Origin of the sequence: Hymenobacter montanus, assembly GCF_014699115.1 — a bacterium.
Taxonomy (GTDB): Bacteria; Bacteroidota; Bacteroidia; order Cytophagales; family Hymenobacteraceae; genus Hymenobacter; species Hymenobacter montanus.
Genome location: NZ_JACXAD010000009.1, coordinates 177119 through 196014, shown reverse-complemented (window position 1 = coordinate 196014; position 18896 = coordinate 177119). Strand labels below are relative to the sequence as shown.

The 18896-nt window shown below is 61.0% G+C and carries 12 protein-coding genes; 7 read left to right on the top strand and 5 right to left on the bottom strand.

Translation table 11 applies throughout. From position 1 onward, the window contains the following. Positions 1-1127 precede the first annotated feature (1127 nt). On the top strand, positions 1128-1610 hold the full coding sequence (locus IC235_RS10275; protein ID WP_191005085.1) for a hypothetical protein: 483 nt from the start codon (positions 1128-1130) through the stop codon (positions 1608-1610). Here IC235_RS10275 and meaB read toward each other — a convergent pair. Beyond that, complete coding sequence (meaB, locus tag IC235_RS10270) at positions 1594-2607, bottom strand: methylmalonyl Co-A mutase-associated GTPase MeaB (protein WP_191005084.1); 1014 nt, start codon at positions 2605-2607, stop codon at positions 1594-1596. The two genes, IC235_RS10275 and meaB, sit on opposite strands and share 17 nt — an antisense overlap. Before the next feature lie 260 nt (positions 2608-2867). Between meaB and IC235_RS10265 the strand changes: the two genes are divergently transcribed. Further along, on the top strand, positions 2868-4292 hold the full coding sequence (locus tag IC235_RS10265) for a DUF5723 family protein (protein WP_191005083.1): 1425 nt from the start codon (positions 2868-2870) through the stop codon (positions 4290-4292). Between the two features lie 205 nt (positions 4293-4497). Here the strand turns inward: IC235_RS10265 and IC235_RS10260 are convergent, their stop codons facing one another. The 3 genes from IC235_RS10260 to IC235_RS10250 form a co-directional block, all read right to left on the bottom strand. Then, positions 4498-5589: a TolB family protein gene (locus IC235_RS10260; RefSeq protein WP_191005082.1), complete on the bottom strand. Its 1092-nt coding sequence runs from the start codon at positions 5587-5589 to the stop codon at positions 4498-4500. Between the two features lie 284 nt (positions 5590-5873). Further along, a complete protein-coding gene (locus IC235_RS10255) occupies positions 5874-7211 on the bottom strand; it encodes a sensor histidine kinase (protein WP_191005081.1) in 1338 nt (445 codons plus the stop codon). Continuing rightward, the gene (locus tag IC235_RS10250) at positions 7208-7903 is read right to left on the bottom strand and encodes a response regulator transcription factor (RefSeq protein ID WP_191005080.1); all 696 of its coding nucleotides are present in this window, start codon (positions 7901-7903) and stop codon (positions 7208-7210) included. The genes IC235_RS10255 and IC235_RS10250 overlap by 4 nt, the downstream gene beginning before the upstream one ends. Before the next feature lie 403 nt (positions 7904-8306). On the opposite strand from IC235_RS10250, the gene IC235_RS10245 reads away from it, so the two are divergent. The 3 genes from IC235_RS10245 to IC235_RS10235 all read left to right on the top strand — a co-directional run bounded on the left by IC235_RS10245 (position 8307) and on the right by IC235_RS10235 (position 14117). Beyond that, positions 8307-9380, top strand: a complete 1074-nt coding sequence (locus IC235_RS10245) for an efflux RND transporter periplasmic adaptor subunit (protein ID WP_223847200.1) — start codon at positions 8307-8309, stop codon at positions 9378-9380. A gap of 113 nt (positions 9381-9493) precedes the next feature. After that, positions 9494-12685: an efflux RND transporter permease subunit gene (locus tag IC235_RS10240; RefSeq protein ID WP_191005078.1), complete on the top strand. Its 3192-nt coding sequence runs from the start codon at positions 9494-9496 to the stop codon at positions 12683-12685. Further along, positions 12678-14117, top strand: a complete 1440-nt coding sequence (locus IC235_RS10235) for a TolC family protein (RefSeq protein WP_191005077.1) — start codon at positions 12678-12680, stop codon at positions 14115-14117. The genes IC235_RS10240 and IC235_RS10235 overlap by 8 nt, the downstream gene beginning before the upstream one ends. Positions 14118-14223: 106 nt before the next feature. Here IC235_RS10235 and IC235_RS10230 read toward each other — a convergent pair whose 3' ends face one another. Beyond that, positions 14224-14940 (bottom strand): L,D-transpeptidase family protein, encoded by a 717-nt coding sequence (locus IC235_RS10230; protein ID WP_223847191.1) that lies wholly within the window; start codon positions 14938-14940, stop codon positions 14224-14226. Positions 14941-15293: 353 nt separating this feature from the next. Between IC235_RS10230 and IC235_RS10225 the strand changes: the two genes are divergently transcribed. Then, on the top strand, positions 15294-17768 hold the full coding sequence (locus tag IC235_RS10225) for a bifunctional YncE family protein/alkaline phosphatase family protein (RefSeq protein ID WP_191005076.1): 2475 nt from the start codon (positions 15294-15296) through the stop codon (positions 17766-17768). A 205-nt stretch (positions 17769-17973) separates the two neighbouring features. Next, complete coding sequence (locus IC235_RS10220) at positions 17974-18639, top strand: DUF2461 domain-containing protein (RefSeq protein ID WP_191005075.1); 666 nt, start codon at positions 17974-17976, stop codon at positions 18637-18639. Positions 18640-18896 lie beyond the last annotated feature (257 nt).

Here is an 18896-nt window from a genome sequence, read left to right as displayed (position 1 = left end):
CGGCCACCAGCTTCTTGGGAATGGTGCATTTCGTCTCAGCCCTGTTATGGCTTCGTTAATTGTCCGTACAACCTAGTGCTGACGCTAGAGAACCCCGGCTTGGCCGCGTCGGATGGAATCAGTGTCTGCCACCCTTGGGGCCACGTATGGGCCGGGCAGCTATACCCACGGACCAGTCCCCCACGCGCGTAGCTGGTTCGACGGCGGGATGGAAATCGAGTTGTGGCCCCTGCCGAACGGCGATTACCAGATAACCTATGCTGACCTGCGCCAAATGTCCTTACTACGCTCAAGTAGCGCATCACAGCACAAGGTTGTACTGCCATGAAACTGGCATGGATGAAAAAGCAGCCTCTGCAATCGAGCACCCTTGTAGGCACCCGTAGCTGCCCCCACGCCGGGCCAGCGGGGGTTGAAACCGACGACTAAGCGCTTGTATCATAAGTACTCGTGTGTATCAGAACTTCCTGCTCTATACCAGTACTTTTGACCGGCTACTCAAAAGCCGCCGTCTGCGCATACAGCTAGCAACAGATTGAGTCGCATTCACTCCACCCATCAAGACCAGTGGCAGAGAAATTCCACTAACCTTATCCCAGACCTAGCCACCTTACGCTAAGATTATATATCATAAGCTGATTAGCCGACATTGACGAGCTTATGAGAAGTTCGTTCAATGAGTAGCTGCAACCATGTGTTGCTCCAACATAACCGGCTTGACTGAGTCCGCTTCTGAGTGGCTCATGTACTTTCTTCCTTCGCCGTCTGCTGCTGGGCCGTGAGCTGACAGTCCGCTTACGGCTGCCTGAAGGTATTCTTTGAACCGAAGATAACCGGCATTTCCAGCCGGAATACTTGCCCCTGGTTACTTGCTGCCGGTTCTATTGCCGGGCAAGTGTTCACTTACGAACACTTGCCCGGCAACGAACATATTTCTCCGGTTAGCTATAAGCCATAATCAGGCGAAATATCATGTAAATCAGGTGATTGTAGATTTGGCACGGCAATGGAATTTAGGGTAATGCCCCTGGGCAGCAGTTGCTCAAAACCGGACATGAGCAGAACTGCTGTTTTGGACCTGCCTGGGTAGCATCAATTCTCCATTCATTCCCTTTTTTCTCCTTGTCATGAAAACCTCTTTCAACTTCCCGGTTGCCCAGTTGGCTCCTAAACAAACTGCTTCGGCCCCCGGAGCTATCCTCCGCCCGGCTTTGCTCGGCCTGTTGCTTACCACCAGCTTCACGGGCACGGCCGCGCCCCAGCCCCAGGCCGCACCGCAGACGCCCCCCGTGCAGGTGACACAGCCCGACGCCACCAGCCTGCGCATCCGCATCAACAACCCCTCCCAAGAGCCGGCTCGCATCCAGGTTGTCCACCTCGACAACGGCACCTGGATTCTCAACGAAACCCACAGCGACCCCGCCTACGGCACCCGCCTGAAGTTTGATAACCTGCCCTCCGGCCGCTACGCCGTGGTGCTGCGGGTAGGGCCTGACCGTTACCGTTACACCGTGCAGGTCGAAAGCAAGGCCCCCGGTACCACTACCATCGCCGTGCGCGAAACCACCACTCACCGCGTCGAGAGCGGGCTGGCTACGGCGTCGTTGTAACGCGGGCACCACCCGACAATGCCAGCAATTCCGTGGCCGCCGCGAACGGGGTAAGTCGTCCGGCGGCCACGGCTTGTTGTACGGTGGGCAAGCGGGCCTGCACCGCCGCATCGGCGTAAAACCGAGCCTCCAGCGCCTGGGCGATGCTCTGGTGCAGCCACTGCAACTGCTGCTGCTGCCGCCGCTGTTGGAAGTAGCCGCTCTGTTGAGTGGCGGTGGCATATGCCTCCACCACGGCCCACACTTCGGCTAGGCCGGTGCCGCGCACGGCGGAGGTCAGCAGCACAGGCTGCGGCTGGCCCGAGGGTGGGGGCGGAAACAAGTGGAGGGCACTTTGGTAGTCGATGCGGGCGCGGCGGGCGGCGGGCTCGTTGCCTTCGTCGGCTTTGGTGATGCACAGCGCGTCGGCCATTTCCATGATGCCGCGCTTAAGGCCCTGGAGCTCGTCGCCGGCGCCGGCCAGCAGCAGCAGCAGGAAGAAATCCACCATGCCGTGTACGGTGGTTTCCGACTGGCCCACGCCCACGGTTTCGACGAAGATAACGTCGTGCCCGGCCGCTTCGCAGAGCAGCAGGGCCTCGCGGGTAGCGCGGGCCACGCCGCCCAGGCTGCCGCCGGCCGGGGAGGGGCGGATGAAGGCCGCCGGGTGGGCCGCCAGCCACGGCATCCGGGTTTTATCCCCTAAAATGCTGCCGCCCCCGCGCTGGCTGCTGGGGTCTACGGCCAGCACGGCCAGCTTCTTGCCCCGGTGCTCAACCAAATAACGGCCCAGGGCTTCGATAAACGTGCTTTTGCCCACGCCGGGTACGCCCGTGATACCCACGCGCAGGCTGTGCCCGGTGTGGGGCAGTACGGCTTGCAGCACCTCCTCGGCCAGGGCCTGGTCGGCGGGCAGGGTGCTTTCGACCAGCGTGATGGCGCGGCCCAGCACCGTGCGGCTGCCAGCTAGGACGCCCGCGGCGTAATCAGCGGCGGAAAGACGTTTGGGGGGCAGCATATTGGCGAGTAAGCGTTAGCTTGCGATACGATTGATGGCACGAAAAGAATAAAATGCTTGTGCTGAATAGGGTGCTACGAGAACGCCGGGAGGAGAAGCTCATGGGCTATAATAGCAATGTGCGGCTCGGCCTACCGTTTGCATCCTTTCCCGCAAATGGGCTTTTACAGCTACTCCCGTTTCATCACGGCCGTTGCGTTATAATCGTTTGGTCTATTTTTAATCTGGTCGCAAGCTAAACCGCCTACTTTATTTTCTGAATGAAAGCACCCCTACACCACCTGTTATTCGCGGTCCTGCTGGCCCTGCCCGCCGGCGTGCGGGCCCAAAACGAGCTGAGCAATTTTACCGCCACGGGCCGCGGTGGCGTCATCAACAGCTTTGCCCAGGACTATCAGGTCATCGGTATCAACCCGGCCAACCTGGGGCGACCGAGCGAATCGGTAGTATCTTTTACCGTGCTGGAAGGCGGCGCGGGCCTGGCGTCGCGCACGCTGTCGAAAACCCTCCTCAAGCACCTGCTCTACGACGGAAGCCAGGCTATTGGCCCGGCCGAGCGGGCCGAGCTGGTGAAGGGCCTGGAAGGTGATAACGCCCTAAAGGTAAACGCCGACGTTACCACGCTCGGCTTTGCTCTGAACTTGCCCAACAATCTGGGCGGCCTGGCTTTCAGCAACCGTCAGCGCGTGGGCGTCCACCTGGCACTGAACCGTAACGCGGCCGACGTTATTATCAATGGCAAGTACGCCGCCAGCGTGCAGCCCTATTACCCGACCACGGTGATCGGCACCCAGACGCTGCCGCCCCCGTTGCTGTCCAACTTCCTGGATGGCACGGTCATTCAGCTGGCCTGGACCAGTGAGTACAATGTCGCCTACGGGGTACGGGTATTGGATAAGCCCAGCTTTAAGCTGTCGGTGGGCGCGGGCTATCGCTACATTCAGGGCGTGGGCATTGCCGACCTTCGGGTGGAAGGCGGCAAGCTATCGGCCTACTCGGCCCTGTCGCCGATTTTTGACATCAACTACGGCAGTTTGGCCAGCAGTCCGCAGTTCAACGCCAAAACCCGGTCGGGGTGGCTCGATCCGGTAGGCTCCGGCCACGGCTACGATCTGGGCTTGTCGGCCGAAGTCGGCAAAATGGTGCAGGTAGGGGCCTCCGTTACGGATATGGGCTCGATGACGTGGACCGGCAACGTAATCAGCGCCAGCGACCAAGTGCTTCAGCCTACTACCGGCAACGGCGTGCAGACCTATGACGTGATCAAGGAAATCGCTAAGCAGCTGGATTCCAACGCCGACAATTTCTTCACCTACGCCGCCGAGCAAAAGCGCGTTGCCGCCTTACCCGCCAAACTACGGTTGGGCGCGGGAGTTCGCCTCAACACCTTATTCGAGTTTGGATTGGATTTCACCGCGCCGCTTAATAAAGTGGCGGGTAACCTCACCTCCTCTTTCGTGGGGCTGGGCGTCGATTACCGGCCGGTCAGCTGGGTGCGCCTGAGCAGCGGCCTGAGCGGGGGGGCAGGCTATGGTACCAGTTTACCGCTGGGCTTCACGTTCATAACCCCGCTTTGGGAGGCGGGCGTCAGCTCGCGCGACGTAACGGGCTATTTCAGCGAAAAAGCTCCGTACTATTCGGTGGCGCTGGGTTTCCTGCGGATCAAGTTTGCTGCGAACAAGTAATCAAGGTGTAGAGCCACGCGTGGTGCAGCTGGCGCGAAACCTCACGTCAGCCCTACGGGGGCGTACCTGGTAGGGCAGGCTCTATTTAGGTACGACCCCGTTCGCTTCAGGCGCGAAGCCTCAGGAGCGGGGAGCTTAAAGAAGCGAACGGGATGCTTCGCGGCGCTCGACAGTACGGCTTCTCCCGGCCTCTTCGCACTACCCGCTACGGAACCACCACGAAGGCCGGCAACCCCAGCTTGCTGCGCCGGCCGCCGAGCTTCAGGCCTTCGTCGACGTACTTGCAGTCCTTGCCTAAGGTATTGGGCTGTTCGATGATGCCCAGGCTAGGGTTGTCTTCGCGGGCCACGTAGATGCGGTTGTCGGGGCCGCGCTGCAAGGCGCCGATTTTGCGGTTGGCCGATTTGCCGACCAGGGTCTTGGCTTTGGTGGCCAGGTCGAACTGCCAGATTTCGGTTTGGCCGCCGCCCTCCCCGTTGCAGGTGCCGTAGAGCTTGGAGCCATCGGGCGAAAACTCGACGCCGTAGGCCTCGGCGTAAGGACCAAAGCTGCTGGCGTTGCTGACCTGCCCGGTGTTGCGGTCGAAGTCGTAGAGCTCAAACTTGTTGCTCTCGCGCCAGAGGGCGGCGGCGAGGTGGCGGCCGTCGGGCGAAAACTTCAGGGCCCCGATGGCATTGCGGCCGGGGCCCGCGTTCATGCTGCCCACGTTGCTCATAAGGGGTTTGGCGGATACGCCGTCGGCTGTGACGAGGTAAGACACGAAGGCGTTGGAGTTCCAGCGGTGGGCCACTACCCAGGTGTCGCGGCCGTTGGCGTGACGCACGGCAGCCAGTTTTTCGGCCACCGGCTGCACCAGCAGCAGGTTCACGCGGGGCAAGTCGCCGAGGCCGTTATCGCGGGTCATGTCCACGATGGAGTAGCGCAAGCCGTTGGGCGTGCCCTGCGGGGCCACCGTAAAGATGTAAAACACGTTGCCCGACCCCGGGTCTGGCACGATGAGGGCCGATTGGGTACTGCTGCCGCTGCCCATCAGCTTGTGGCCGTTGGGCATGGGCGTGTGGTTACGGTTCCACACGGTTTCGCCGTTGGTGTAAAAGAGCAGCTCGCCCTTGGCTGTAGTGGCCACGGCGCAGCCTTCGTAGGTGGTCATCTTGCCGTCGTTGAGGGGCTTGGGGGTGTTGCCCTCGGCAAACGTGAGCCCGGCCTGCTGGCCGAAATACCACAGGTCGGTCGGCCGCTGAGCGCGCGCCGTCACGGTGAGCAGCAAGGGAAGGAGAGCGAGAAAGAAGCGGTTCATGCGGGAAAATAAGCGGGTTGTTGGCGAGCTAAACGAAAAAATCGTGCCGACCGGTGTACCAGGCTCCCGGCGCGGAAGTTTCCCGGGCTGGCTCAACCAACCGCCGTGCCCGCGCCCTGGCACCGCCAGCGGCAGCAGGAAGTGTCACTCGGCTAGGGTGACGAACAGAATCCAGCCTCGCCTACTTCATCCAGCCGATGGCCAGCTAATGCCCACTTGGCGGCCGGCTGCTTTCTCGCGGCCCCGCACAGCCGGGCAGAGCTTTTCACGAGTCCGGCTGCCGGCTAGGCTACCAGCCCCTGCTGCCACTGCAGGGATACGACGGTCCCTTCCTCGCCCGACTGGATCTGCAGGCTGAGGCCATGGAAGTCCGCAATGGTACTCACCAGCGCCAGGCCCAGCCCGTGGCCCTCGGTGCTGCCCGTGTGAATCCGCCGGAACCGCTGGAACACGTGCGGCAGCTGCTCGGCCGGGATGGGCGGCCCGGTGTTGTGGATGCGCAGCTCGTAGCGACTGTTAGCGTGAACTTCCCCCCGGATGCTGATGCTGCCGCCGGGTTCGTTGTACTTGGCCGCGTTGCTGAGCAGGTTGTAGAGCAGCGTGAACAGCAGGGAGCGGTTGCCTTTGGGCACGACGGGCGCGGCCGCCAGGTGGCGGTGAACGGTGAGCCCGCGGTCGAGCAGGCGGTCTTCCAACTCCTCCAGTGCTTCGTCGAGCAGCTCGGCCATGGCTACCGGCTCGGTGCGGGCGTACTGCTCGTTTTCGACCCGCGAAATCAGCAGCAGGGTGCGCAACGTGGCCGTGAGGCGCTGCAGGATTTTCTGCGACGACACGAGCTGCAGCTCGGCTTCCTCGGGCAGGTTGCCGGCTTGCAGCATGTTCTCAAAACGATTCTGCAGAATGGAAATCGGCGTCAGCAGCTCGTGCGAGGCATTGGCAATAAATTCCCGCTCCTGCTCGAATACCGTCCGGATGGTATGCAGCATCTGCTGAATGGTGTCATCGAGGTATTGAAAGTCCGAGGTGCTGGTGCGCAGGGGGGGGAGGGGGGGGCCCGGGCCGCGCACCGCCCGCAGCCGGGCGACAATCTGGTCGACGGGCCGCAGCAAGTAGCCGATAACTCCCAGCTCCAGCAGCAGCGTACTCAGCATGACAAACAGCAAGGCGTAGCCGGCCAGGGTTCGCAGCAGGCTGTACATATCCTTTATCGACGCGATGCTCTTGCCGATTTCCAGCATGTAGGTGCGCCCATTGTGCCGGAGTTGGTGTCGCAGCACGCGGAAGTCCACCAGCACACCGTACTGCTGTCGGGGCAGCGTGGCCACCGTGTCGCGCACCGTATCACGTCCGGTGGCAGCTTCGGTAATGGGTCGAAGCTCTATGTATTCGTCTTGCAGCAAGTCGTAGTGCACATGTCCGTTTCCCATGGCTCCCGGGAGAAACTCAGCCATGCCCGTGGTCGTGATGCGCACCTGCACGCGCCGGAGCTCCTTGCGCAGGGCTTGGTCGGTGTGGTTGAGGGTCAGAGTCTGCACCAGCCAGGGCAGCCCCAGCAGCAGTACGGCCGCCATGAGGCCCTTGGAAAGGGTGCTGAGCAGCACCAGCTTCTGCCGCAGCTTCACGCCTCGGGGGTGGTATGGATGCGGTAGCCCACGCCGCGCACCGTCTCGATCCAGTCGCCCGCGGCGTGGGTGGCCAGCTTGCGGCGCAGATTCTTCACGTGCACGTCGATGAAGTTGGAGTCGCGCTCGTCGCTGTCGCTAATCATGTTGCCCCAGATATGCTCGCTCAGCTGCAGGCGGGTGAGCACTTTGTGGCGGTGCAGCAGCAGGTAGTGCAGCAGATCGAATTCTTTCTTGGTGATGACCACCTCCGTCTCCCCGTGACGCAGGGTTCGGTCGCTTACGTTCAGGGCAAAGGGACCGAACTCGAGCACGTCTTGCTTGACGCCGTGCTTGCGCCGCGTGATGGCCTGCATGCGCGACACCAGCTCTAGCAGGGAGTAGGGCTTGGGCAGGTAGTCGTCGGCTCCCAGGTCCAGGCCTTTGATGCGGTCGTCCACGGTGCCGCGAGCACTCAAAATCAGGATAGACGCCTGCTGGTTATGCTCCTGGCGGATTTCGGCCAGCAGCTGCAAGCCATCCTGATCCGGCAAGCTCAGGTCGAGGAGCACGAAGTCGTATTCGTTGACGAACAGCTTTTCCGACGCCTCGCGGCCGGTGCGGGCAAAGTCGCAGTGGTACCGCTCGTTGTGCAGATATAGGCCCAGCTCACGCGCCAGGGCGCGGTCGTCTTCGATAATCAATACGTTCATGCTAAGCGTGTAAGGTGAAACACCGAGGCTATTCGTACGGGAGTGCGCGAGGCGTCAAGCGAAATTAAGCTCATTTTATCATCTGCCGCGGTTCGCGGGCACTTTTGCTCACCAAATGTTCATGATAGAAGGGCGTGTTTTGCATCGGAATAAGGCCTGGACACGCTAGCCCGGGTCTTGGTTTGTGACTATTTCTTTATTAATACTCCGCTACATGCCATTGAATTTGAGGGTTTTCTTAGAATGGCTGCCGACGCTAAGGGGCAGCCGGCAGGCCAGCCGACGGCCGAATGAGAGCCACTTTCTTTTGGTGCCCGGCGTACTACTAAGCTGGGCCGGGGCGGGCCGACGTATTGCCGCCCAAAGTCAGTTTCGCCAGCTCGGCTTAGCACCGGCCAAGCAGCTGTTGCTCCTGAGCCTGGCTGCGCTGTTCGGGGCCACGAGTTGCTCGGAACACCAGCAGGCTAAGGAAGAGGGAATCAAGCTAGTGGTTACCAGTCCCCTGCAAAAGGATACGACCGTCACCAAGGAGTACGTGTCGCAAATCCACTCCATTCAGCACATTGAGATGCGGGCCTTGGAAAAAGGCTACCTCGAAAAGATTTTCGTCGACGAAGGGCAGCACGTCGAGCAAGGACAGGTCATGTTTCAGATTATGCCCCTGCTCTACCAGGCCGAGCTGAAAAAGGCCGAGGCGGAAGCCAAGTTCGTGGCCATCGAGTATCAGAACACCAAAAAGCTGGCTGATGGCAAAATTGTGTCGCCCAACGAGCTGGCCCTGTCGCAGGCCAAGCTGGAAAAGGCTAAGGCGGAAGTCGGGCTGGCCCAGACGCACCTGGGCTTCACCACTATTCGGGCGCCATTCAGCGGTATCATGGACCACTTCCAGGCCCGGCTCGGCAGCCTCGTAGACGAAGGCGACCTGCTCACCACGCTCTCGGACAACAGCAAGATGTGGGTGTACTTCAACGTGCCGGAAGCCGAGTACCTGGCCTATAAGGCCCACGCCAAGGCCAGCGATAAGGCGCAGCACGTAAAGCTGCGCATGGCCAACAACGAGGTATTCCACTACCCCGGCGTGGTGCAAACCATTGAGGCCGACTTCAACAACGAAACCGGTAACATCGCTTTCCGGGCCACCTTCCCCAACCCCGACGGCCTGCTGCGCAACGGCCAGACCGGCAGCATCCTCATGACGGTGCCACTGAAGAACGCGCTGCTCATCCCCCAGAAAGCCACGTTCGAGATTCTGGAAAAAAAATACGTCTTCGTGGTTGATGGGAAGAACGTGGTGCACCAGCGGGAAGTAGGCATCGGCTCCGAAATGTCGGGCCTGTACGCTATTAAGAGCGGCTTGGCCGCCAACGAGCGGATTCTGCTCGAAGGCCTGCGCAAGGTGAAGGACGGCGACAAAATCAGCTACGACTACAAAGCGCCCCAGGCCGTCTTCGCCAACCTGAAAGTGTACAGCGAATAGCTTTTTTGAGCTATTAGCCGCTAGCCGCTGGCTGATCCCTTTGAAGTAGGGTATTGGCCAACGCTGCTGGCTGACGGCTTTGTCTCCCAACGAAAGCTAACAGCTAAAAAAATATGTTTAGTAAATTCATCCGCCGGCCTGTATTCGCCATTGTTATCTCGGTGGTCATCGTCCTGATGGGCGCGCTGGCCATCTTTCAGCTGCCCACCTCGCAGTTCCCGGAAATTTCGCCGCCGCTGGTGATGGTGAGCGCCTCCTACCCCGGCGCCAGCGCTAAGGTGCTCACCGAGTCGGTGCTCATTCCGCTGGAACAGGCGGTGAACGGCGTGCCGGGCATGAAGTACATGACCTCCGACGCCGTGAGCGCCGGCGAGGCCAACATCCAGATTGTCTTCAACCTCGGCACCAACCCCGACCAGGCCGTGGTGAACGTTAACACCCGCATTGCGCAGGTGCTGAACCGCCTGCCGCTGCTGGTGCAGCGCGAAGGCGTGGTGGTAAACCGTGTGGTGCCCAACATGCTGATGTACGTGAACTTGTACTCGAAGGACAAGAACACGGACATGAAGTACCTGTTCAACTTCGCCGGCGTGAACATGATCCCCGAGCTGCAGCGTCTGAGCGGCATCGGGCGGGCCAGCATCCTGGGCAGCCGGCAATACGCCATGCGCGTGTGGTTGAAGCCCGACCGCATGCGGGCCTACAGCCTCTCCGTCGACGACGTGATGAAGGCCCTGGAGGAACAGAGCGTGATTGGCTCGCCGGGCCGCATCGGCCGCGCCGACGGCAAGAATGCCCAGTCGCTGGAGTACGTACTCAGCTACCAGGGTCGCTTCAACGACGTGGAGCAGTATAAGAACGTCATTCTCCGGGCCAATCCTAACGGCGAAAACCTGCACCTGAAAGACGTGGCCAACGTGGAGCTAGGCTCGGAGTACTACGACATCTACTCCAACCTGAACCAGTACCCTTCGGCCGCTATCGTGCTGAAGCAGACCTACGGCTCGAACGCCTCCGACGTGATTAAGGAAGTAAAGGCCAAGCTGGAGGAGCTGAAGAAAACCAGCTTCCCGCCCGGGATGGACTACAAAATCACTTACGACGTGTCGAACTTCCTCGACGCCTCGATCGAGAACGTGATCCACACCCTGCGCGACGCCTTTATCCTGGTGGCCCTGGTGGTGTTCCTGTTCCTCGGCGACTGGCGCTCGACGCTGATTCCGGCGCTGGCCGTACCGGTGTCGCTGGTGGGCTCGTTCGTGGCCATGCAGGCCTTTGGGCTCACCATCAACATGATTACGCTCTTCGCCCTGGTGCTTTCCATCGGCATCGTGGTCGATAACGCCATCGTGGTGATTGAGGCCGTGCACGCCAAGATGGAGGAAGAACAGTTGTCGCCCTATAACGCGGTGCGTAAGGTAGTGGGCGAAATCAGCGGCGCCATCATCGCCATCACCATCATGATGACGGCGGTGTTCATCCCGGTGTCGTTCATGAGCGGCCCAGTGGGCATTTTCTACCGGCAGTTCTCCATCACCATGGCCACGGCCATCGTCATCTCGGGTGTCGTCGCCCTTACGCTGACGCCGGTGCTGTGCGCCATGATTCTGAAAAACCACCACGGGCAGCCTAAGAAGAAAACGCCCATCCAGCGCTTCTTCGACTGGTTCAACCGCGGGTTTGAGCGGCTGACCAATAGCTACACCGGCCTGCTGGAGAAGATTGTGGCCAATCGCCTAATCACCTTCGCCATGCTGCTGGCCTTCGGCCTGGGCATCTGGGCCATCACGGCCAAGCTGCCGGCCGGCTTTATCCCCAGCGAAGACCAGGGCCTCATCTACGCCATCGTGCAGACGCCTCCCGGCACCACGCTGGAGCAAACCAATGCCGTGTCGCACCGCCTGCGCGATTTGGCTAAGGACGTGCCCGGCATCGCCAACATCTCGACCCTGGCCGGCTACGAGGTACTCACCGAAGGGCGCGGCTCCAACGCCGGCACCTGCCTGATCGACCTCAAGCCGTGGTCGGAGCGCAAGGAGTCGATTGCTGAAATCATCGAGAACCTGGAGAAAAAGGCCCACGAGATTCCGGGCGCGACCATCGAATTCTTCGAGCCGCCGGCAGTACCGGGCTACGGCGCGGCGGGCGGCTTCCAGTTGCAGCTGCTCGACAAAACCAACTCGGGCGACTACAAGGCGCTGGAAAAGGTGAACGAGGAGTTCATGGCCAAGCTCAAGCAGCGCAAAGAGTTGGCCGGGCTGTTCACCTTCTTCTCGGCCAAGTACCCGCAGTACGAGCTCAAGATTGACAACGAGCTGGCCATGCAGAAAGGCGTGAGCATCGGCAACGCCATGAACACGCTTTCCGTGCTGGTGGGCTCCACCTACGAGCTGGGCTTCATCAAGTACCAGCGCTTCTTCAAGGTGTTCGTGCAGGCTTCGCCGGAGTACCGCAAGCTGCCCGAGGACGTGCTGAACATGTGGGCCAAAAACGACCGGGGCGAGATGGTGCCGTTCTCGTCGTTCATGAAAATCGTGAAAACGCAGGGCGCCAACGAAATCAACCGCTACAACATGTACACCACGGCCTCCATCCGGGGCGGGGCCGCCGAAGGCTTCAGCAGCGGCGAGGCCATCAAGGCGGTGCAGGAAGTGGCCCAGGAGTTACCCCACGGCTACGCCATCGACTGGGGGGGGCTGTCGAAAGACGAGGTAAGCCGCGGCAACGAATCCGTCATCATTTTTATCGTGGTGTTGGTGTTCGTGTACCTGGTGCTGGCCGCCCAGTACGAAAGCTTCCTGCTGCCGCTGGCCGTTATCTTCTCGCTGATTGCCGGGGTATTCGGGTCGTTCCTGTTCATTAAGATGTTTGGCCTGGCCAACGACATCTACGCCCAGGTGGGCCTGGTTATGCTGGTGGGCCTGCTCGGCAAGAATGCCGTGCTTATCGTGGAATTCGCGGCCTTGAAGCACGAGGAAGGTATGTCGGTGCGCGCCGCGGCCATTGAAGGCGCCAAGGTGCGTTTCCGCCCGATTCTGATGACTTCGTTCGCCTTCATCGCCGGCCTGATTCCGCTGGTGGTGGCCACGGGTGCCGGCGCCATCGGCAACCGCACCATCGGTAGCTCGGCCCTGGGCGGCATGCTGTTTGGCACCGTGTTCGGGGTTATCATCATCCCCGGCTTGTATTACTTCTTCGGCACGCTGGCCGGCGACAAAAAGTTGATTCGGGACGAAAACGAGTCCCCGATATTCGAAGGCGTTGAGCCGCGCGTTTTACTGGAAGAAACAGAGCCTTATGCTTAAGAAGCGCCTTTATCAATGCCTGAGCGCCGCCGGCCTGGCCCTGGCGGTGGGAGCCTGCAAAACCCCCGAATTAGTCGTAAAAAACGAGCGCCGCACGGTTCCGGCCAGCTTCCCCGGCAGCGTGCAGGATTCAACCACCAATTCCGGCCGGGTTCGGTGGCAGGAGTTCTTCACCGATCCTAACCTGGTGGCCCTGATCGACACGGCCCTGCGGAGCAACCAGGAGTTGAATATCACGACCCAGGAAGTCGAAATAGCCCGCCAGGAGGTTCGGGCTCGCAAAGGCGAGTACCTCCCCACGGTTGGCCTGGGGGCCGGCGCCGGGGTGGAGAAAGCGGGTCGCTACACCATCCAGGGAGCCACGGAGGAAAACGTTGACATCCAGCCCGAGCGCCGCACCCCCGACCCGCTGACGAACTTCCAGGCCGGCGCTTTCGCGACCTGGGAAGTAGACATCTGGCGCAAGCTGCGCAACGCCAAGAAAGCCGCCGCGCTGCGCTACCTGGCTTCCGCCGAAGGCAGGAACTTTATGGTGACCAACCTGGTGGCTGAGATTGCGAACTCCTACTACGAGCTGCTGACCCTCGACAACCAGCTGAGCATCGTCAAGCAGAACATAGAAATCCAGACCAACGCGCTGCAAGCCGTGCGCCTGGAGAAGGACGCGGGCCGGGTAACCGAGCTGGCCGTGCGCCGCTTCGAGGCCCAGGTGCACAACACCCAAAGCCTGCAGTACGGCATCCAGCAGCGCATCGTGGAAGCGGAGAACCACCTCAACTTCCTGCTGGGCCGCTACCCGCGGCCGATTGTTCGCAGCCAGGCGGCGTTCAACGACCTGGTGCCGAAAGTCGTGCAAGCGGGCATTCCCTCGCAGCTGCTGCAGAACCGCCCGGACATCCGCCAGGCCGAGCAGAACCTGGCCGCCGCCAAGCTGGATGTGGGGGTGGCCCGCGCCAATTTCTACCCCTCGCTGCGCATCACCGCCGGGGTAGGAGCGGCAGCTTTCCAGCCCGGGTTGCTAACCAACCTGCCCGAGTCCATGCTATTGTCATTGACGGGGGATCTGGCCGCGCCGTTGGTTAACAGGAACGGCATTAAAGCCGTGTACTACAGCGCCAATGCCAGGCAGACGCAGGCGGTCTACAACTACGAGCGAACCTTGCTGAATGCGTACGTCGAGGTCGCCAACCAGCTGTCGAACATCAGCAATCTGCAGAAGAACTACAGCGAGAAAGCCAAGCAGGTGCAGGCCTTAAACGAGTCCACCACCATCTCCAACAGCCTGTTCAGATCGGCCCGGGCGGACTACACGGAAGTGCTGTTTACCCAGCGGGAGGCCCTGGAATCGAAGGTTGACCTGATTGAAACCAAGGGGGAGCAACTGCATGCCGCAGTGAATGTGTACCGGGCGCTGGGCGGCGGCTGGAAGTAGGCGCGGCCGTGGGACCTCACGTGACCACTACGGGGTCGACCCCGGTTCGGTTCAGGCGCGAAGCCTCAGGAGAGGGGAGCCAGACGCTAGGACAACATACCAGAAGTTAGTAATGCGCCGGCTCGTGATGCTGCTCGAAATAGGTATAGCCCGGCATTAGTTCGCGCCAAAAGGCTTGGTGGAAGCTAGTGGCGTGTTTGGCTAGCTCGGTTTCGGTAATGGGGAACGGGAAAATATGTACTGGAATCACCGTTTGCCCGGCGGCCCTGGCCGTTACGGCCAGCAGGTACACTTCCTCAATGCCGAGGTCGGTGATGGGCAGACAGCCGATGGTGACCTCGCCGCCGTGGATGAAAATGTCACCGCCGGGGTTGGGCTCGCCCAGGGCCCGATCGGCGGCGTTGGGGTAATTGAGGCCCAGTGAGAGGTGGTAGTCACTTTGGGGATTGAAGCGGTCGATTTCATAGAAGCCTTCGGGCACCTGGCGGTCACCAGCCCGGCGCTTCGGGCCCAGATGGCCCGAGGTGGCGGCCAGCGGGTAACGGTGCAAGAGCTTAAAGGAGCGGGCTCCCTGGTTTCGGGCCCATACTTCCAACTCCCGATTGGTTTTGATGAGCCGCAGAAAAATCTCCAGTCGCTGCGGGGTGAGGCCGTGGGTACGGAGGCGGTCGGCCACCACGGGCCCGGTACCAGCCTGCGCCACTCGCACCCGCGGAAACCGCAGCTGTTGCTGCCAAAAATCCCCTGACGTGGGGCCCGCCGCCCCACCTAGGCTATCGGCCGGCGAAGTGCAAGACTGAGCCAGCAGTTGAAAAAAAGGCAATATGAATAACACGCACCCCGTGAGAAGGCCCCGCATAAAAATAAATCAACACTGAAGGAGAATGATTCTACAACGGCGGGGCATTACTCTTATTTTGCTGATATCCCATCTGAAACCAGGGAAGCTGTCGACATCCGCTATCGGTTGGCCGAGGCCGAAGGGAAGCGCTAGTGTTGGCCCTGAGCCGTGCGCCGCTGAGCCTAACGAACCTACTAGCTGCTAGCAGCTCAGGTAAGTACCGACAGTAGGGTCGTTTCAGTATGTGATTTCTGGGTTAAGCATTCGGCGAGGCTCGGCTCGCAGCCTACCTTCGTGGCCGTTGTCGCGGTTGTTGCTCCGCGGCGCCCTTGCTTATGCGCTTTCCTTCCCGCTCCCTTTCTTCCCAGGCACTGCTGGCTTTGCCACTACTGTTGCTGGGCTGTACCGGTAACCCCAGCACCCGGCAGGCCCCCGACGCGCCCGGGGTGTTGCCGGGCCCCATCGCTGGCAGCAGCCAAACGCGGCTACCCAACGGCTGGAAGCTTAGCCCGGCCGGCACGGCCACCCCCCTCGGCGACCTGCCGTTGAACTTGCAAATCAGCCCGGATGGGCGCCTGGCCGCCGTGGTCAATGCCGGCTGGGGCCAGAATTCGGTGCAGCTGCTCGACGTGGCCACGGGCCGGCTGCTCGATACCCGCGTGGTGCCCGCCGCCTGGGCCGGCCTCGCGTTTGCCCCCGATGGCCGCACGCTCTACGCCTCCGGCGGGCAGCATAATCGAATTCATTGCTTCACGGTGACCGGCCAGCAACTGCGGCCCGACAGTGCCCTGGTCCTGGGCGATAAGTGGCCTAAACAAAAGATCGGCGTGGCCGGCCTGGCCGTCGATGGCCGCCGCAACGTGCTCTATGCCGTAACCCGGGAAGACAATTCGCTCTACACCATCGACCTGGAAACGCGGCAGGTGCTGCGCACCCTCAAGCTGCCCGCCGAAGCCTACGGCGTTCTGCTCAGTCCCGATGGTGCCCGGCTCTACATCAGCCTGTGGGGCGGCCACGCCGTGGTGCCCTACGACATCGCCAGCCAGCAACTGCAACCCAGCATTTTGGTTGAAAGCCACCCTAACGACATGGCGCTGACCCGCGACGGACGCCGCCTGTTCGTGGCCAACGCCAACAGCAACTCGGTTTCGGTAATCGACACCCGCTTGGGCCGCGTGACCGAAACGCTGAATACCGCCCTGTTTCCCGCTTCGCCCGCCGGCAGCACGCCGAACGGCGTCGCCCTGAGTGCCGACGACGCTCAGCTCTTTATCGCCAACGCCGACAATAACTGTCTGGCCGTGTTCGACGTGCGCGAGCCCAGCGCCAGCCGACCCCTGGGCTTTGTGCCCACCGGCTGGTACCCGACGGCCGTGCGTGTGGCCGGCTCGCAGCTCCTGGTCGTCAATGGCAAGGGCAGCACCTCCAAGCCCAACCCAAATGGGCCCAACCCGGTCCGCGACGTTGGGGAAAAAGGAGCCGGGTACATTGGTGGGCTGCTGGGCAGCTCCCTCAGTCGCCTGCCGCTGCCCGATGCGGCGGCGCTGGCCACGTTCTCGGCGCAGGTGTACGCCAACACGCCGTTTACGAAAGCCCGCGAGGCCGCGCCCGAAGTGCCCGCCGGCAACCCCGTGCCGCCGCGCGTGGGCGCGGCCTCGCCGATCAAGCACGTGTTTTACATCATCAAGGAAAACCGCACCTACGACCAGGTGCTGGGCGACGTCGCGGCCGGCAACGGCGACGTTTCGCTGTGCCTGTTCCCGGAAAAGGTGACGCCTAACCACCACGCTCTGACCCGGGAGTTCGTGCTGCTCGACAATTTCTACGTCGATGCCGAAGTGAGTGCCGATGGCCACAACTGGAGCACGGCGGCCTACGCGACCGACTTCGTCGAGAAAAGCTGGCCCAGCAACTACAGCGGGCGGGGCGGTAACTACGATTTCGAGGGCAACCGCGGCGAGGTGGCCGAGCCCAAAGACGGATTTTTGTGGGACTACTGCCGCCGCGCGGGTCGCAGCTACCGCTCGTACGGGGAGTTTGTATACAAGGGCAAAGCCAGCTTGCCCGCCATTCAGGGGCACTTCTGCGAGCAGTATCCCGGCTTCGATATGAAGGTGAAGGACGTGGACCGGGAGAAGATATGGGAGCAGGACTTCGACCAGCTGGTGGCCGCCAACCAGCTGCCCGATCTCAGCATTATTCGCCTGCCCAGCGACCACACTAGTGGAGCCCTCAAAGGCGCGCTCAGCCCGCTCTCCTACGCGGCCGATAACGACCTGGCCCTGGGCCGCCTCGTCGAGCACCTTTCGCGCAGCCCCGTTTGGAAGGAATCGGTGGTGATGATTGTGGAAGACGATGCCCAAAACGGCCCCGACCACGTCGACGCCCACCGCTCGACGGCCTACCTGGTCGGCCCCTACGTGCGCCGCCACGCCGTAGTGCACACCGCCTATACCACGTCCGGCATGCTTCGCACGCTCGAGCTTATTCTCGGCCTGCCGCCCATGAGCCAGTACGACGCCGCCGCCCTGCCGCTCTGGGCTTGCTTTACCGCCCGGCCCAACTTTGCGCCATACCAGCTCCGCCCCGCTACTACTCCGCTCGATGTGCACAACACCGCCTTCAATGGCCCGGCCCGGCGGGCTCAGAAGTTCGACTTATCCCGCGAGGATGCGGCCCCGGACCTGGCTTTCAATGAAAATATCTGGCAGGCGGTGCGGGGCGAGCACAGCGTGATGCCGGCGCCGAGGCGTAGCGCCGCCGTGCGCGAGGCCAAAGTTGAAAAGGAATCCGAAGAAGATGATAACTGAGTAAAATCCCCCCTCACCAACCTCAACCGAAGGCTATAGAGCTTAGAACCTAGAGCTCAGACCTCAGACCTAAGAGAGCAGCCGGTTAGAAGCTAAAAAGGCGAGGTACTCAACTATAAGTTCTGAGCTCTAAGCTCTAGATTCTAAAAGCGAACGTCCCCGATCCGCCAGGGAAAGTTTCTCGTTCTTACATGTAACTCAATCCATGCAACTTACCCCCTTGTTCACTTTCCTTGCTGGGCTGGCCAAGCATAACGAGCGGCCGTGGTTCCAGGAGCGCAAAGCCACCTACGACCAGCTTCGCGCCCAGTTCGAAGAAGATGCTGCCTTTTGGGCCCGTGAGCTCGCCCAGCTTGATCCTGCGTTAGCCGGTCCGGCCGGCCGCAAAACCGTCTTCCGCATCTACCGCGACGTGCGCTTCAGCAAAAACAAGGACCCCTATAAAACGCACTTCTCAGTCTATTTTACGGCCGGGGCCGGTAAGGAGATAGACTCCCCGGGCTACTACCTCCAACTGGGCCCTAACGGCAATACCCTCATCGCCGGCGGCCTCTACCAGCCCGACAAAACCCAGTTGGCGGCCATTCGCCAGGAGATTGATTACAATGCCGACGAGCTAAAAGCCCTGCTGGCCACGCCGGATTTCCAGCGCTACTTTGGTGCTCTCACCGGCGAAAAGCTCAAAAAAGCGCCCGCCGGCTATGCCGTCGACCACCCCGAAATTGAGCTGCTGAAGCATAAAAGCTTCCTTGCCTCGCACCAAATGGCCGATGCCGAAGTATTGAGCCACGAAGATTTCCGGACCCACGCGCTAGAGGTGTTCCGAGCAATGGTGCCGTTGTGCCAGTTCCTGCGCAACGCCGTGGCCTAGACTGCCAGTTTGGTACCAAGCTTGGTTAAACAAGACGCAAAGTAATTCGGAAGTAAGCGCCTAAGAGCCTGTTTGGGCATTGCCAGCTAGAGCAGGACGTTCAAGAGACAGCTCTACTACTTTCCCTACACGCTCCAAGTTTGAGCAAAATCCAAATACACACTTAGAGCAGTTCTCGCATAGGAGAAAGGAATTAAAAATGAAGAATTAAAAATTAAAAAATTGACCATCCGATTTTTAATCCTTCATTTTTAATT

Bases quoted from the DNA above. Each gene is read 5' to 3' on its own strand.
- IC235_RS10235 (WP_191005077.1), top strand. From the start codon at position 12,678: ATGCTTAAGAAGCGCCTTTATCAATGCCTGAGCGCCGCCGGCCTGGCC.
- IC235_RS10260 (WP_191005082.1), bottom strand. From the start codon at position 5,589: ATGAACCGCTTCTTTCTCGCTCTCCTTCCCTTGCTGCTCACCGTGACG.
- IC235_RS10220 (WP_191005075.1), top strand. From the start codon at position 17,974: ATGCAACTTACCCCCTTGTTCACTTTCCTTGCTGGGCTGGCCAAGCAT.
- IC235_RS10275 (WP_191005085.1), top strand. From the start codon at position 1,128: ATGAAAACCTCTTTCAACTTCCCGGTTGCCCAGTTGGCTCCTAAACAA.
- meaB (WP_191005084.1), bottom strand. From the start codon at position 2,607: ATGCTGCCCCCCAAACGTCTTTCCGCCGCTGATTACGCCGCGGGCGTC.
- IC235_RS10240 (WP_191005078.1), top strand. From the start codon at position 9,494: ATGTTTAGTAAATTCATCCGCCGGCCTGTATTCGCCATTGTTATCTCG.
- IC235_RS10265 (WP_191005083.1), top strand. From the start codon at position 2,868: ATGAAAGCACCCCTACACCACCTGTTATTCGCGGTCCTGCTGGCCCTG.
- IC235_RS10225 (WP_191005076.1), top strand. From the start codon at position 15,294: ATGCGCTTTCCTTCCCGCTCCCTTTCTTCCCAGGCACTGCTGGCTTTG.
- IC235_RS10250 (WP_191005080.1), bottom strand. From the start codon at position 7,903: ATGAACGTATTGATTATCGAAGACGACCGCGCCCTGGCGCGTGAGCTG.